Source organism: Sphingomonas montanisoli (assembly GCF_008274695.1).
GTDB classification, from domain to species: Bacteria; Pseudomonadota; Alphaproteobacteria; order Sphingomonadales; family Sphingomonadaceae; genus Rhizorhabdus; species Rhizorhabdus montanisoli.
The window spans coordinates 432038-446852 of the sequence record NZ_VTOU01000002.1; the positions used below are offsets into that span (position 1 = coordinate 432038).

14 protein-coding genes and 1 riboswitch are annotated in these 14815 nt (G+C 65.5%); of the genes, 5 read left to right on the forward strand and 9 right to left on the reverse strand.

Translation table 11 applies throughout. The annotated features are described in order from the left end of the window. The first annotated feature begins 85 nt into the window (after positions 1-85). From FYJ91_RS07765 to FYJ91_RS07775, 3 genes are all read left to right on the forward strand, one after another. Complete coding sequence (locus FYJ91_RS07765; protein ID WP_149521697.1) at positions 86-1111, forward strand: aspartate-semialdehyde dehydrogenase; 1026 nt, start codon at positions 86-88, stop codon at positions 1109-1111. 284 nt (positions 1112-1395) lie between these two features. Further along, on the forward strand, positions 1396-2028 hold the full coding sequence (locus tag FYJ91_RS07770) for a LysE family translocator (protein WP_149521698.1): 633 nt from the start codon (positions 1396-1398) through the stop codon (positions 2026-2028). Positions 2029-2134: 106 nt separating this feature from the next. Continuing rightward, positions 2135-2995: an amidohydrolase family protein gene (locus tag FYJ91_RS07775; protein WP_149521699.1), complete on the forward strand. Its 861-nt coding sequence runs from the start codon at positions 2135-2137 to the stop codon at positions 2993-2995. Here the strand turns inward: FYJ91_RS07775 and FYJ91_RS07780 are convergent. From FYJ91_RS07780 to FYJ91_RS07815, 8 genes are all read right to left on the reverse strand, one after another. Next, positions 2992-3603 (reverse strand): YitT family protein, encoded by a 612-nt coding sequence (locus tag FYJ91_RS07780; protein WP_149521700.1) that lies wholly within the window; start codon positions 3601-3603, stop codon positions 2992-2994. The genes FYJ91_RS07775 and FYJ91_RS07780 overlap by 4 nt on opposite strands. A gap of 37 nt (positions 3604-3640) precedes the next feature. Next, complete coding sequence (locus FYJ91_RS07785) at positions 3641-4939, reverse strand: sugar MFS transporter (protein ID WP_149521701.1); 1299 nt, start codon at positions 4937-4939, stop codon at positions 3641-3643. Positions 4940-5064: 125 nt separating this feature from the next. Continuing rightward, a complete protein-coding gene (gene gcvPB / locus FYJ91_RS07790; RefSeq protein ID WP_149521702.1) occupies positions 5065-6642 on the reverse strand; it encodes an aminomethyl-transferring glycine dehydrogenase subunit GcvPB in 1578 nt (525 codons plus the stop codon). Beyond that, positions 6639-7997, reverse strand: coding sequence for an aminomethyl-transferring glycine dehydrogenase subunit GcvPA (gene gcvPA / locus FYJ91_RS07795; protein WP_149521703.1), 1359 nt, complete (start codon positions 7995-7997; stop codon positions 6639-6641). Before gcvPA ends, gcvPB begins: the two co-directional genes overlap by 4 nt. A 118-nt stretch (positions 7998-8115) precedes the next feature. Continuing rightward, entirely contained in the window at positions 8116-8487 is a 372-nt protein-coding gene (gene gcvH / locus FYJ91_RS07800; protein ID WP_149521704.1) for a glycine cleavage system protein GcvH, read from the reverse strand. Positions 8488-8490: 3 nt separating this feature from the next. After that, entirely contained in the window at positions 8491-9606 is a 1116-nt protein-coding gene (gene gcvT / locus FYJ91_RS07805) for a glycine cleavage system aminomethyltransferase GcvT (RefSeq protein WP_149521705.1), read from the reverse strand. A 153-nt stretch (positions 9607-9759) separates the two neighbouring features. Continuing rightward, a riboswitch (glycine riboswitch) is annotated at positions 9760-9851 on the reverse strand. A 97-nt stretch (positions 9852-9948) separates the two neighbouring features. Then, positions 9949-10311, reverse strand: a complete 363-nt coding sequence (locus FYJ91_RS07810) for a response regulator (protein ID WP_149521706.1) — start codon at positions 10309-10311, stop codon at positions 9949-9951. A gap of 86 nt (positions 10312-10397) precedes the next feature. Beyond that, on the reverse strand, positions 10398-10550 hold the full coding sequence (locus FYJ91_RS07815; protein ID WP_181008393.1) for a hypothetical protein: 153 nt from the start codon (positions 10548-10550) through the stop codon (positions 10398-10400). Positions 10551-10701: 151 nt separating this feature from the next. Here FYJ91_RS07815 and FYJ91_RS07820 point away from each other — a divergent pair, with 151 nt between their 5' ends. After that, positions 10702-12093, forward strand: a complete 1392-nt coding sequence (locus FYJ91_RS07820) for a helix-turn-helix domain-containing protein (protein WP_149521708.1) — start codon at positions 10702-10704, stop codon at positions 12091-12093. 135 nt (positions 12094-12228) lie between these two features. Here the strand turns inward: FYJ91_RS07820 and FYJ91_RS07825 are convergent, their stop codons facing one another. Beyond that, on the reverse strand, positions 12229-13329 hold the full coding sequence (locus FYJ91_RS07825) for a mannose-1-phosphate guanylyltransferase/mannose-6-phosphate isomerase (RefSeq protein WP_149522315.1): 1101 nt from the start codon (positions 13327-13329) through the stop codon (positions 12229-12231). Between the two features lie 95 nt (positions 13330-13424). Between FYJ91_RS07825 and FYJ91_RS07830 the strand changes: the two genes are divergently transcribed. Then, the gene (locus tag FYJ91_RS07830; protein WP_149521709.1) at positions 13425-14813 is read left to right on the forward strand and encodes a TIGR03013 family XrtA/PEP-CTERM system glycosyltransferase; all 1389 of its coding nucleotides are present in this window, start codon (positions 13425-13427) and stop codon (positions 14811-14813) included. The last annotated feature ends 2 nt before the right edge of the window (positions 14814-14815 follow it).

Consider the following 14815-nt stretch of genomic DNA (forward strand, 5'->3'; position numbering starts at 1 on the left):
GGGATCTCATGAGACAGAGCAAGCCGCATCCCTCCTGAGACCCCAGCTTCCGCTGGGGTGACGATCTTCAAAAAGAGGAATCATCATGGGTTATCGTGTCGTCGTCGCCGGAGCCACGGGCAATGTGGGCCGCGAAATGCTCAACATTCTGGCGGAGCGCGAATTCCCGATCGACGAGATCGCGGTCGTCGCTTCCTCGCGCAGCCAGGGTGACCAGATCGAGTTCGGCGAGACCGGCAAGATGCTCAAGGTCCAGAACATCGACAATTTCGATCCCGCCGGCTGGGACATGGCTTTGTTCGCGATCGGATCGGAAGCGACCGCGGTTCACGCGCCGCGCTTCGCCGCCGCAGGCTGCACGGTGATCGACAATTCGTCGCTCTACCGCATGGACCCCGACATTCCGCTGATCGTGCCTGAGGTGAACCCGGAGGCGATCGACGGCTACAAGAAGCGCAACATCATCGCGAACCCCAACTGCTCGACCGCGCAGATGGTGGTGGCGCTCAAGCCGCTCCACGACGCCGCGAAGATCAAGCGCGTCGTCGTTTCGACCTACCAGTCGGTTTCCGGCGCGGGCAAGGCGGGCATGGACGAACTGTTCGAGCAGAGCCGCAACATCTTCGTCGGCGATCCGGCCGAGGCGAAGAAGTTCACCAAGCAGATCGCCTTCAACGTGATCCCGCACATCGACAAGTTCCTCGATGACGGGTTCACCAAGGAAGAGTGGAAGATGGTCGTCGAGACCAAGAAGATCCTCGATCCCAAGGTGAAGGTAGTCGCCACCTGCGTGCGCGTGCCCGTGTTCGTCGGCCATTCGGAAGCGATCAACATCGAGTTCGAGAACGAGATTTCGGCCGAGGAAGCGCAGAACATCCTGCGCGAAGCGCCGGGCATCATGCTCGTCGACAAGCGCGAGGACGGCGGATACGTCACGCCCGTCGAATGCGTGGGTGACTTCGCCACCTTCGTCAGCCGCGTTCGCGAGGATCCGACGGTCGAGAACGGCCTGGTGCTGTGGTGCGTCAGCGACAACCTTCGCAAGGGCGCCGCGCTGAACGCGGTGCAGATTGCCGAACTGCTGGGACGGCGGCACCTCAAGAAGGGCTGACCTTTCAATCCTCCCCGCCAGGGAGTGCGAGGTTCAACATGCCCCCGGCATGTTGAAGGATCGTCCGGGGGACGATCCGACCTCGCACTGTGTCAGCCCAGCTGACGGAGGGGGAGGATGCGGTGAGCCACGAGTTCGCCGTGTCCTCCCCCTCCGTCGCTTTCAGCGCCACCTCCCCCTGGCGGGGGAGGATGGGGGCAAAGCCCACATTATCCCATGACAATCTGAAGCCGCTCGACCGCCGCCCGCGTCCCCCGCATGATCGCGCAAAAGGGGAACCGGATATGCCATCGACCGGACATTGGATCGCCTTCGCGCTCGTCTGCCTCGGCATGGTGCTGACGCCGGGGCCGAACATGATCTACCTGATCTCGCGCTCGATCTGTCAGGGGCCGAAGGCTGGGCTGGTGTCGCTGGGCGGGGTCGCGGTCGGCTTCGTGCTCTACATGTCGATGGCGGCGTTCGGGATCAGCGCGCTGATGATGGCGGTGCCCTTCGCTTATGACGCGCTGCGCTTCGGCGGTGCGCTCTATCTGCTTTGGATGGCGTGGCAGGCGGTGCGGCCCGGCGGGCGCTCGCCGTTTCAGGTCAAGGATTTGCCGGTGGATGGCCCGCGCAAGCTGTTCCTGATGGGACTGATGACGAGCTTGCTCAATCCCAAGGTGGCGATGCTCTATTTGTCGCTGCTGCCCCAGTTCATCGATCCCGAGCGCGGGCACATCCTGGCCCAGTCCTTCGTGCTGGGCACCACGCAGATCGTGGTGAGTGTGGCAGTCAACGCGATGATCGCGCTGGCGGCGGGTTCGATCGCCTTGTTCCTCGCCACGCGCCCCGGCTGGGCAGCGTTCCAGCGCTATATGATGGGCTTCGTCCTCACCGGCCTTGCGGTCCGCATGGCGACTGAGGCGCGGCGTTAGGATGCATCATATTTGCGCGGTTCCGGCACCGCGTAATCCATTGTTGATGTCTGCTCCGAACTCGGCAAAACCTCTTTTATAATGCGCTATAAAAAGGATGCCGAGGATGGGATTCCCGACCGATCAGAAGATCATCGACCTGATGTTGTCGCTGCCGTCGAACAACAAGGGCATCTATGACGGCTTCAAGCCGCTGCTCCGTGACAAGGAGAGCCTGAACGCGTTCGAGTTTCCCGCACAATATATGTTCAAGGACGTGCCCGATCATGACGGCGTCGCCGATCGTATCGGCTGGCTGCTCGACGTGATGGATCGCTACAATATCGAGCGCGCCTTTACCGGCGTAACTCCGGCAGATCCCGACTGGCAGACGATCCAGGCGAAGCATCGCGATCGTTTCCTGTTCTGCGCCCATGTCGATCCCAATGGCGGCATGGAGACCTATGATCTGCTGCGCGAATGGCATCGCGATTATCGGATCGACGGGGTCGGCGTATTCCCGGCGGGCTGCGTGCCGCAGGTGCCGATCGATGACCGGCGGATGTGGCCGATCTATGCCTTCTGCTGCGAGAAGGATCTGCCGATCTTCATCAATGTCGGCGTGCCCGGCCCGCGCGTGCCGCTCGCGTGCCAGCGGGTCGAGCTGATCGACGAGGTGTGCTGGTTCTTCCCCGAACTCAAGTTCGTGATGCGGCACGGAGCGGAGCCGTGGCAGGATCTGGCGGTCAAGCTGATGCTGAAATATCCGAACCTTTATTATTCGACCTCGGCCTTCGCGCCGAAGCACTATCCCAAATCGATCATCGATTATGCGAACACGCGCGGCGCGGATAAGATCATGTATTCGGGCTATTCTGCGGGTCTGAAGATGGAGCGGATCTTCGACGAGTTGCCCCGCGTGCCGTTCAAGGACGCTGTGTGGCCAAAGTTCCTGTACGAGAACGCGGCCAAGCTGTTCAAACTCTAATAGCCCGCATATCGCCCGGGCCGGTGATTGGCCATCAGGACGCCCGCTATGGCGGCCGCGCTCGCGACCGAGAGCAGCCATTGGCGGGCGTCGGTCATCACCGGGATCGCGGCGAGCAGGATGATCGCGTCGCAGGCGAGCTGGGTGCGCCCCATATTCCAGCCATTGCGCTTCTGCAGCCACATGGCGAGCACGCCGATCCCGCCGACGCCCGCACCGTGGCGGGCGAGCGCCAGCACGCCCATTCCCGCGATCGTCCCGCCGAAGAAGGCGGCGAGCAGCGGATCGAGATGCGCGAAGGTTATGACATGCGGTGCCAGCAGCGCCATCGCGCTGATCGTTACGTTGGCGATCACCGTCTTGATCGTGAACTCGCGCCCCAGCACGCGCCAGGCGAGCAGGAAGAAGGGCAGGTTGAGGATGGTCAGCACGATGCCCGCAGGCACCGGCAGGATATAGGAGACGAGCAGGGCGATCCCGGCGATCCCGCCCGTCACCAGCCCGGCAGTGTTCAGCAGGATCAGGCCCAGCGTGATGAACGACGTGCCGATCAGGATGGCATAGCCATCTTCGGCAGGGCTGTGGGGCACGGGCGGAAGGGTTGCCATCACATCGCCATCTCACGGCGCGCGCTGCGCCGCAACATCAGCCGATCGACGGACGCCGCGCGTAGAGGCCGAAGGCGAGGATCGCGACGTAGCAGATAGCCGGGATGACGAGTGCTGCGTGCAGGCCGGTCGCGTCGGCCATATGCCCCGTCACCCACGGCACGATCGCGCCGCCGACGATCGCCATGCAGATCAGGCCCGATCCTTCGGCCGCGCGATCGCCCAGCCCTTCGCAGGCGAGGCTGAAGATCGTCGGGAACATGATCGCATTGGCCAGGCCCACCGCAAGCAGCGCCCAGCCCGAGGCCGCACCCGTCGTCTCGGCCGCGACCGCGAGCAGCAGCAGGGCGGCGATCGCGACGGTCGCCAGCACCTTGCCGGGTGCAAAGCGGCGCAGAAACCACGCGCCCGCGAAGCGCCCAATCATCGCCCCGCCCCAATAGAAGGGGACATGCTTGCCCGCATCGACTTCGGCGAGACCCAGCACGTCAGGCTGCATCAGAAAGTTGACCAGCAGCGATCCGATCGCGACCTCGGCGCCGACATAGACGAAGATGCCGAGCACCCCGAAGGCGAAGCGCGGGCGCTTGAGCAGGTCGAACGAGCCGAGGATCGAGACATGATCGGCGCGCGCCTCCGCAAGCTTGTTCCGTTGCAACCACACGAGCGCGGCGATCAGCGCGAGCGCGGCGGCGAGACCCAGATAGGCGTGGACGATCACGCGGGATTCTTCGGCGCGGAAGGCGTTGAGCGCGGGGCCGGTGAGCGTGCTGGCATCGACCGTCGCGAGCGAGCCGAGGATCAGGATCGACCCGAAAAAGGGAAAGAGCGTCGTACCGAGCGAGTTGAACGCTTGCGCGAAGGTGAGGCGGCTGTGCGCGGTGCGCGGGTTGCCGAGCATCGAGATGAGCGGATTGGCGACGACCTGGACGATCGTCACGCCGCTCGCCAGCACGAACAGGGCGCCGAGGAACATCGTGAACTGACCGGAGGATGAGGCCGGCACGAACAGCAGGCATCCCGCCATCATCGCCAACAGCCCGACGACCGCGCCGCGCATATATCCGATCCGGCGGACGATCAGCGCGGCGGGGATCGAGACGATGAAATAGGCGGCGAAATAGGCCGACTGCACCAGCATCGCCTGCCCGTAGGTCAGCGTGAACAGCCCCTTCAATTTGGGGATGATCACGTCGTTCAGGCTGGTGATGCCGCCGAAGATGAAGAACAGCGCGAAGACGAAATAAGCGAGCGAGGCGGTGCCGGGATTGCCGGGCTCGGCCTTGTCGTCGGGGACGGGATCAGTTGAACTCGCCTGCGGGATATTGAGCGCCATCGTTGTTCCTCGTCCCTCAGGCCGTCACCCCCGCGAAGGCAGGGGCCTATCCGCTGCCTTCCCTCGCGGAGAGACTGGATGGGTCCCCGCCTTCGCGGGGATGACGCGTGTTGGGCTAACTTAGCTTACTCCGCCGCCTGCGCCAGTGCGGCATCCTTCCACACCAGCACCGGCTTGCGTGCGGCGGCCGTTTCGTCGAGGCGGCGGCGCGGGGCGAGGGCAGGGGCGGCCTTAAGCGCGGGATCGCCCTGCTTGGCACGGTTGGCGACCGACCGGAGTGCGCCGATGAACTGGTCGAGCGTTGCCTTGCTTTCGGTCTCGGTCGGCTCGACGAGCATCGCGCCGTGGACGACCAGCGGGAAATAGACCGTCATCGGGTGGAAGCCCTCGTCGATCAGTCCCTTGGCGATGTCGATCGTCGAGAAGCCCTCGGGCAGCCCCTTATCGCTGAAGATCGCCTCGTGCATGCACGGGCCGGACTTGGCGAAGGGCGCATCGAGCACGTCCTCCATCGCGCGCAGCACGTAATTGGCGTTGAGCACCGAATCCTCGGCCACCTGGCGCAGACCGTCCGCGCCGTGGCTGAGGATGTAGGTCAGCGCGCGGGTGAACATGCCCATCTGCCCCTGGAAGGCGGTCATGCGGCCGAAGGTGTGCGGATGGCGATCGCCGACCGTCTCTTCCTCGACCAGCGTGATGTGCCCGTCGGCATAAAGCTCGGTGAAGGGCAGCGGGCCGTAGGGCGACAGTGCCTCCGACAGCACGACCGGGCCGGAGCCGGGGCCGCCGCCGCCATGTGGGGTCGAAAAGGTCTTGTGCAGGTTGATGTGCATCGCATCGATGCCGAGATCGCCGGGGCGGACGCGGCCGACGATCGCGTTGAAGTTGGCACCGTCGCAATAGACGTAGCCGCCCGCCGCATGCACCGCGTCCGAAATCGCCTTCATGTCGCGTTCGAACAGGCCGCAGGTGTTGGGGTTGGTGATCATCACGCCCGCGACGTCCGGCCCCAGCCGCGCCTTGAGCGCTTCGAGGTCGACGCGGCCGTCATGCGTCGCGGGAATATCTTCCACCGTGAAGCCCGCGAAGGCGGCGGTGGCGGGGTTGGTGCCGTGCGCGCTGGTGGGGACCAGCAGGACGCGGCGATCCTCGCCGCGCGCCTCGAGCGCCGCCTTGATGCACAGGATGCCGCACAGCTCGCCATGCGCGCCGGCCTTCGGCGTCATCGCGACGCCGTGCATGCCGGTCAGCGTGACCAGCCACTGCGCCAGTTCGTTGATGACGCCCAGCGCGCCCTGTACCGTGTCGACCGGCTGGAGCGGGTGGATGTCGGCAAAACCGGGCAGGCGCGCCATTTTCTCGTTCAGGCGCGGGTTGTGCTTCATCGTGCAGCTGCCGAGCGGGAACAGCCCCAGGTCGATCGCATAATTCTGGCGGCTGAGGCGGGTGTAATGACGCACCGTTTCGGGTTCGGAGAGGCCCGGAAGCCCGATCGTATCGGTCCGCTCCAGCCCGCCGAGGCGCGAGGTCGCCCTGGGCGCGGTGCCGAAATCGACGCCGGTCGTCTCGGTCGATCCGATCTCGAAGATCAAAGCCTCTTCGAGCATCAGCGCGCGGTTGCCGGTGAAGGTGACGTCGTCGCCCGCGGCGCCCGAAGCCTGCGGCGTGGTGGGGCGCCAGCCCGACGGATTGATGTTGCTCATGCCAGCGCCTCCTCAAGCGCGGAGGCAAGTGTTTCGACGTCCTCCTGCGTGGTTGTTTCGGTGACCGCGACGACCAGGCCGTTCTCCAGATCGGCGATGCCTGGATAGAGGCGGCCGAGCGAGACGCCGGCGAGAATGCCCTTATCCGCCAGAGCGCGAACGATCGGGCGCGCTTCCTTCGACAGCTTCACCGTGAACTCGTTGAAGAAGGTCGGCGTGATCAGATCGACGCCCTTCACCTGCGCCAGCCGATCGGCCGCGGCGGAGGCACCGGCATGGTTGATCGCCGCCAGATCGCGCAGCCCCTTTTCGCCCAGCAGGGTCATGTGGACCGACATGGCGAGCGCGCACAGCACCGAACTGGTGCAGATGTTCGACGTCGCCTTTTCGCGGCGGATATGCTGTTCGCGGGTGGAGAGCGTCAGCACGAAGCCGCGCTTGCCTTCGGCGTCGACGGTCTGGCCGCACAGGCGCCCCGGCATCTGGCGGACCAGCTTTTCCGAACAGGCGAACAGGCCGACATAAGGTCCGCCGAACTGGAGACCGACACCCAGCGACTGGCCTTCGCCGACGACGATGTCGGCACCCATCTCACCCGGCGATTTGATCGCGCCCAGCGCCACCGGCTCGGTCACGACCGCGATCAGCAGCGCTTTCTTCGCGTGTGCGGCTTCGGCGAGCTTGGAGAGGTCGGCGATGCGGCCGAGGATGTCGGGGTACTGGACGACGACGCACGACGTATCGTCGTCGATCTGCGCGATCAGGTCGTCGGTGTCCGGGGTCGGGCTCAAGGTCGGCAGCGAGGTGACGAGCTGGTCGCCCGTATATTTCGCCATCGTGTTGGCGACAGAGACGTAATGCGGGTGCAGCCCGCCCGACAGGATCGCCTTGGCGCGCTTGGTGACGCGGCGTGCCATCGTGATCGCCTCCCAGCAGGCGGTCGACCCGTCGTACATCGAGGCGTTGGCGACATCACAGCCGAGCAGGCGCGCGATCTGCGACTGGAATTCGAACATCACCTGCAGCGTGCCCTGCGCGATTTCGGGCTGGTAGGGCGTGTAGCTGGTCAGGAACTCGCCGCGCTGGATGATGTGATCGACGCTCGCCGGTACATGGTGGCGGTATGCGCCGCAGCCCAGGAAGAAGGGCGCGGCCCCCGCCGACAGGTTCTTGGCCGCGAGCCTGGTCATGTGCCGTTCGACCGCGAGTTCGGACGCATGGAGCGGCAGGCCCGCGATCGGGCCGGACAGCCGCGCCTCGGCGGGCACGTCGACGAACAGGTCGTCGATCGACTTGGCGCCGATCACGCCGAGCATCGCGCTCCGGTCGGCTTCGGTGAGGGGGAGGTAGCGCATCTTCCGGTGTCTCCCCCCTCCCGTTTGCGGGAGGGGTCAGGGGGTGGGCTGTCTGGGCACAACATCGAGGTGGGAGGCCCACCCCTGCCCCTCCCGCAAGCGGGAGGGGTTCAACAGGTCAAAGCCCGTCGCAGAAGGCCTTGTACTGGGCGGCGTCCATCAGACCTTCGAGCTCGGCCGGATCGGCGAGGGTGAGCTTGAAGAACCAGGCGGCACCTTCGGGGGCGGTGTTCACCAGCGAGGGATCTTCCTCGAGCGCGCTGTTCGCTTCGGTCACCTGCCCGGTGACGGGCGAATAGACGTCCGACGCGGCCTTGACCGATTCGACGACGGCAGCATCACCGCCCTTGGTCAGCTCGCGGCCGGCGGCGGGCAGTTCGACGAACACGATGTCGCCCAGCTGGGCCTGCGCATAATCGGTGATGCCGACGGTGGCGCTGCCGCCCTCGACTGCGATCCACTCATGTTCTTCGGTGTAGAAAATAGACATGGGTCAGCTCCCTCTGACGTAGCGATGGGGGACGAAGGGCATCGGCACGACGGTGGCGTCGAGCCTTTTGCCCCGGACGTCGATCTGCAATGCGGTGTCGGTTGCGGCGTGGGCGGCGGCGATGTAGCCCATCGCGATCGGCGCCTGCAGGCTGGGGCTGAACCCGCCCGACGTGACCTTTCCGACGAGCGTGTCGCCCGCGTAGATTTCGGCGCCTTCGCGCGCGGGCTGGCGGCCGGCGAGCTTGAGGCCGACGCGCTTCGTGGGGGCGCCCTCGGCCAGATGCTTCACCACGGTCGCGGCGCCCGGGAAGCCGCCGTCGGTGCGGCGGCGCTTGGGGATCGCGAAGCCGAGGCCGGCGATTGCGGGGTCTATATCCGTATCGAGGTCATGCCCGTAAAGCGGCAGCCCCGCCTCGAGCCGCAACGAATCGCGTGCGCCGAGGCCAATCGGCTTCACCTCGGGTTCGGCGCAGAGCAGGTCGGCGACGCGCTCTGCCTCCTCGGCATCGATCGAAATCTCGTATCCGTCCTCGCCGGTATAGCCCGAACGGCTGACCCACGCCTCGGTGCCCGCCAGATCGAACTTGCCGCAGGTCATGAACACCAGCTTTTCGACGCCGGGCGCGAGGCGCTGAAGCGAATCGACCGCCTTCGGTCCCTGCAGCGCGATCAGGGCGCGCTCGTCGAGATGATTGATGTTGATTTCTTCGGGCAGCGCCTCGTGCAGATGCGCGATGTCGTCCCACTTGGTCGCGCCGTTGACGACCATGTAGATGCCGTCGGGAAAGCGGCTGAACATCAGGTCGTCGAGGATGCCGCCATTGTCGTCGAGCAGCAGCGAATAACGTTGACGGCCTTCGGTCAGCCCCTTCACGTCGCCGGGCAGCACCGCTTCGAGCGCGTCGTCGAGCCCGTCGCCCGACAGGAGGAGCTGGCCCATATGCGACACATCGAACAGACCCGCATTCTCGCGCGTCCACAGATGTTCGGGCATGATGCCTTCATACTGGATCGGCATCTGATAGCCCGCGAAGGGCACCATGCGGGCGCCGCGTTCGCGATGCCAGTCGTCGAGTGGCAGGGTGTGGACGATATCGGCTGGTTCTTCGTCGCTCATCTTCGGCCTCCGTGCAGTGACGACGGCGCGGCAGGCGGAATCCACCCTTCGAAACCGTCGCCCCCTCTGTCACGGGAACCTGAGAGCTTTCGCCGGAAGCCCGGCTTACCCCTTCGGTGGGACGACAAAGCCGTCCGCTTTCCAGAGTGTCGCTATGTCCATGCGGTCCGTTGACCTGAGAGATTCCGGGGCGGTTGCTCCTTCGGCGGCTACGGTTTCCCGCAACACTCTCCCGCATGGCCATCCGCCGGTTGCCCGGCGGCGACGCTCTTACGCTTGGCTATGGTGCGGTGCGGAGTCAACGCGCTTGTGGCGGCGCGTGCGAGAAAGCTGGGGAAAAGCTTAACCGAGTGCGCCGGCGATCGCGTCGCCCAGCTGCGACAGGCGATAGGGTTTGGCGACGAGCGGCGATCCGACGAACCCGCTGTCGGCGGGAAGCCCGTCATAGCCCGTCGCGAACAGGAAGGGTTTGCCCTTGTCGCGCAGCAAAGCGGCGACGGGCAGGCTCGATTCGTCCTTCAGGTTGAGATCGAGCAGGGCGATGTCGAAATCGGTATCCTCGGCGCGCGCGAGCGCGTCCTTCAGCGTCGCGGCGGTCGCGGCGGTGACGCAGCCCAGCTCGTCGAGCATGTCCTCCGCCGTCATCGCGATGATGGCGTCGTCTTCGACGATCAGCACACGTGTGCCCGCAGGCAGTTCACTCACCGTCAATCCCTCATCCGTTCGGGCGCCCCGCGATAAGGTGTGGCGCAGAACGGACCGGCGGGCAAGTGCCCGCCGGCGCGATGGGATCAGCCGAGGCGGCCGAGGCGATGATAGAGGTTGGTGAACTTCGATGATTCGGGCTTGTCCTGGATCGTACGCGCATAATGGGCGACGGCTTCCTTGAGCAGCGCGAAATCCTCGGTCGAAAACACCGGGCGGGCTTGGGCGGGCTGGGGCATTTCAGTCTCCTTGCATCGCGACGCCGTGCGGCGCCTCATGACGGGAGAGATAATCGCCACGATCGGAAATTGCCGCCGGGGTCGCGGCGAAAATGATGTGCTTGTGTAAAATGGTCTGGAAAAGAGCCTTTCAGGATGTAAAGTTCCTTACATGGAAAAGGCAGGTATCTTCGCAGGACCCCGCATCCGCCGGCTGCGCCGCGAACAGGCGCTCACGCAGACGGCGATGGCCGAACGGCTGGGCATTTCGGACAGCTATCTCGCGCTCATCGAGGGCAATCGCCGTCCTCTGACCGCGACCTTGATCCTCAAGCTCGCCGATCTGTTTGATTTTGACGTGCGCAGTCTCGCGCAGGATGAGCCGGGCGGCGGGTCGGCAGCGCTGCGACGTCGGCTGTCCGACCCGCTGTTTTCCGACATATCGATCGATCGCGCCGAACTCGAGGCCTGGATCGACAATGCCCCCGGCGCGGCGGAGGCGTTCAGCCGGCTGTTCGATCGCTGGCAGCAGGGCGGGCAGGCGAGCGGCGGCGAGGGGGACGAGGTGATGCTCGCGGTCCGGCGCGAGATCGAGCGTTGGCGCAACCATTTCGCCGATCTCGATACGGCGGCGGAGGAACTGGCCGACGAATTGCGGCTGGGATCGGCCGATCTCTACGGCGCGATCTCAGAGCGGCTGCGCACCCGCCACCAGCTGTCGATCCGCATCCTGCCGCTGGAGACGTTGCCCGATCGCCTCAGCCGGCTCGATCTCCACGCGCGCCAACTGCAGCTGTCGGAGATGCTCGACCCCGCGGCACGGACGTTTCAGGCCGCCTATCATCTGGCGGGGATCGAGGCGGCGAACGAGATTGCCGGACTGGTGAAGGGCGCGGCGTTCGGCAATCGCGCGGCCGAGCGGCTTTATCGCCGTCACGTCACCGCCTATTTCGCCGCCGCGCTGATGATGCCCTACGGCCGCTTCCTGCGCGCCTGCGAGGCGAGCGGCTATGATCTCGAACTGCTCCAGCGACGCTTCGGGGCGAGCTTCGAGCAGGTCGCGCACCGGCTGACCTCGCTCCAGCGCGTCGGCGCGCGCGGACTTCCCTTCTTCATGCTGCGGGTCGACCGGGCGGGGCAGGCATCGAAGCGCTATGCGGGCGCCAGCGCGTCACCTTTGGTCGAAGGCGCGCAGCGTTGCCCGATCTGGGGCATCCACCGCGCCTTCGATCGGCCGGGCGCGATCGAGGTGACGCTGGCGGAGCTCGAGGACGGCACCCGCTGGGTCACGCTGGCGAGTGCGGTCCGGCGGCAGGCCGGCAGCGTCGGAGCACCTTCGGCCGAGTTCGTCGTCGCGCTGGGCCTATCGGCGGCGCAGGCGGGTACGCTGGTCCATGCGCGGGGGCTCGATCTCGCCCGTGCGCCGGCCGAGCCGATCGGCCTGAGCTGTCGCCAGTGCCTGCGTGCCGACTGCATCCAGCGCGCCCGCCCGCCTGCGGGCCGTGCGATGACGATCTCCGACCGCGAGCGTGCGATGGCGCCGTTCAGCTTTGTGGGCGATTGAAAATCCTCCCCGGAACGGGGAGGGGGACCGCGAAGCGGTGGAGGGGGTGAGAGGCTGGGCGTTGCGCCTGTGACCTGCCCCCTCCGTCACGCCTGCGGCGTGCCACCTCCCCGTGCCGGGGAGGAGCTTGAAGGATCAGTCAACCGGGAAGGGCGTGTCGAGCGTGATATGTGCGCGCGCCTTGAGCTGTTCGACGACGCGCTTGACCTCCTGGCTTGATCCGCGCGGCAGGATCATCACCGCGTCGCGGGTCGCGACCACGATCAGATCCTTGACCCCAACGGTCGTCACGACCACGCCCTCGCCACGGATCAGGCAATGCGAGGTGTCGATCGCGACGACATCGCCGTGGATGACGTTGCCCTCGGTATCGCCTTCGCCCAGCCCGTGAAGCGCATCCCAGCTACCGACGTCGGACCAGCCCATTTCGACGGGGACCACGGCAACGCGATCATCCTTCTCCATGATCGCATAGTCGATCGATTCGGACGGGGATTGGAGGAAGGTCTCGCGCTCGGGCGCGACGATCGCCCCGTCGCGCGATGCGGCGGCCATCGAAGCGCGGGCCGCATCGGCCATCGCCGGCGCGTGGCGATCGAGCGCCGCCAGATAGGCGTCGGCACGGAACAGGAAGATGCCGCCGTTCCAGCTGAAGTCGCCTTGCGCCAGATATTCCTCAGCGCGCGTGCGATCGGGCTTCTCGACGAAGGCGGCAACGCGGTGGACGCCGTCGCGGATCGGTTCGCCGCGCTGGATATAACCATAGCCGGTCTCGGGCGCGTCGGGCGTGATGCCGAACGTCACGAGCCAACCCTCCTGCACCAGCGGCAGCGCATGTTCGATCGCGGCGTGGAAGGCGGCGACATCCTGGATCACATGGTCGCTCGGCATCACCAGCAAAGCCGCGTCAGGCTTGGCTTCGATCGCGGCCAGCGCGATGGCAGGCGCGGTGTTGCGGCCGGCGGGCTCGGTGATGATCGCAGCCGGCATGTGGCCCGAAGCCTTCAGCTGCACGCCGATATCCTCGGCATGTGCGGCGTTGGTGACGATGATGGGCTTGCCGAAGCGCCCACCGTCGACGCAGCGGCCCGCCGTCATCTGCAACATCGTCTCGCTGCTCGTCAGGGCGAGAAGCTGCTTGGGGCGCTGCGAACGCGACAGCGGCCAAAGGCGCGTTCCGGAGCCGCCCGACAGGATGACCGGCGTAATCAGGACGTTTGTAATGCTGGTCTCCATCATTGGTATGGTTACGACGCTATAATGGATGAATCGTGACGCGGGTCCCGCTATAGACATGGTTCGTTGGGGGAACATATTCTAGTGATCGCGTCGTGATCCGCGTCTTCAAACATTACGTGCCTTATGCGGTGCTGCTGCTGTGCGTGATCGACTTCGTGATCCTGATCGCGGCGGCCGAGGCGGGCTGGCTCATTCGTTTGCGCCAGCTGGGCAGCATGCCGGCCCCCATGGGCGAACGCGTGCCGCAATTGTTGAGCTTTGCCTTCGCGATCCAGGCATCGATGATCGGGGTGGGCGTCTATACGCCCGAAGGCCTGCAGACGCTGCGATTCGCCGCTGCGCGCCTGATGGTCGCGATCTCGCTCGGCCTTATCCTGATCTCGATGCTGTTCTTCCTGCTGCCCGAACTGACATTGTGGCGATCCAATTCGATCTACGCCGTGCTGATCGCCTTCACCTTGTTGATCTCGGCGCGTGCGTTGCTGGGCGGCTGGGTCGTCGGCGATACGTTCAAGCGACGGGTGCTGCTGCTCGGGGCGGGCACGCGCGCCAAGCGGGTGATGGATCTCTCCATGCGTCCCGGTTCGGGCTTCACCATCGTCGCGGCGGTCGACATGAAGGATGCGCCCGCCCAGATCGAGACGGCGATCTGCCGCACCGACGTGCCGAGCCTCACCGGCCTGGTCGATCGGTTCGAGGCGAGCGAAGTGGTCGTCGCGCTCGACGAGCGGCGCAACACCGTGCCGGTCAACGACCTGGTCCGGGTGAAGACCACGGGCGTCCACGTCACCGACATCTCGAACTTCCTCGAGCGCAATACCGGCCGGATCGATCTCGACACGGTTCGCCCGTCGACGCTGATCTTTTCGGACGGCTTTTCGTCGGGTCGGTCGCTCTCGCTGGTGGTCAAGCGCGCGCTCGACATCTTCGTGTCGGCGCTGATCCTGATCATCGCCGCGCCGATCATCGCGATCACCGCCATCATCGTCCGGATCGAAAGCCCCGGTTCCAGCTTCTATCGGCAGATCCGCGTCGGCCGCCATGGCAAGGAGTTCAGCATATTGAAGCTCCGATCGATGCGGCAGGATGCCGAGGTGGGCGGTGCGGCGATCTGGGCACAGAAGGGCGATGCGCGCGTCACCCGCGTTGGCCGGATCATCCGCCTGATCCGCGTCGACGAACTGCCGCAGGTCTGGACGGTGCTGAAGGGCGACATGAGCTTCGTCGGCCCGCGCCCCGAACGGCCCCAGTTCGTCGAGGAACTCGAACAGCAGATCCCCTATTATGCCGAACGGCACATGATGAAGCCGGGCATCACCGGCTGGGCGCAGATCAACTATCCGTATGGCGCCAGCCTCGACGATGCGCGCCACAAGCTCGAATATGATCTGTACTACACCAAGAATTATTCGATCTTCCTCGACGTGCTGATCATCCTCCAGACGCTGCGCGTGCTGCTCTGGGCCGAGGGCGCGCGCTGATC

Coding starts and splice junctions, on each gene's coding strand:
- FYJ91_RS07785 (WP_149521701.1), bottom strand. CDS start 4,939: ATGGCGCTCAATATCCCGCAGGCGAGTTCAACTGATCCCGTCCCCGAC.
- FYJ91_RS07765 (WP_149521697.1), top strand. CDS start 86: ATGGGTTATCGTGTCGTCGTCGCCGGAGCCACGGGCAATGTGGGCCGC.
- FYJ91_RS07770 (WP_149521698.1), top strand. CDS start 1,396: ATGCCATCGACCGGACATTGGATCGCCTTCGCGCTCGTCTGCCTCGGC.
- gcvH (WP_149521704.1), bottom strand. CDS start 8,487: ATGTCTATTTTCTACACCGAAGAACATGAGTGGATCGCAGTCGAGGGC.
- FYJ91_RS07820 (WP_149521708.1), top strand. CDS start 10,702: ATGGAAAAGGCAGGTATCTTCGCAGGACCCCGCATCCGCCGGCTGCGC.
- gcvPA (WP_149521703.1), bottom strand. CDS start 7,997: ATGCGCTACCTCCCCCTCACCGAAGCCGACCGGAGCGCGATGCTCGGC.
- gcvT (WP_149521705.1), bottom strand. CDS start 9,606: ATGAGCGACGAAGAACCAGCCGATATCGTCCACACCCTGCCACTCGAC.
- FYJ91_RS07815 (WP_181008393.1), bottom strand. CDS start 10,550: ATGCCCCAGCCCGCCCAAGCCCGCCCGGTGTTTTCGACCGAGGATTTC.
- FYJ91_RS07825 (WP_149522315.1), bottom strand. CDS start 13,329: ATGGAGACCAGCATTACAAACGTCCTGATTACGCCGGTCATCCTGTCG.
- gcvPB (WP_149521702.1), bottom strand. CDS start 6,642: ATGAGCAACATCAATCCGTCGGGCTGGCGCCCCACCACGCCGCAGGCT.
- FYJ91_RS07780 (WP_149521700.1), bottom strand. CDS start 3,603: ATGGCAACCCTTCCGCCCGTGCCCCACAGCCCTGCCGAAGATGGCTAT.
- FYJ91_RS07775 (WP_149521699.1), top strand. CDS start 2,135: ATGGGATTCCCGACCGATCAGAAGATCATCGACCTGATGTTGTCGCTG.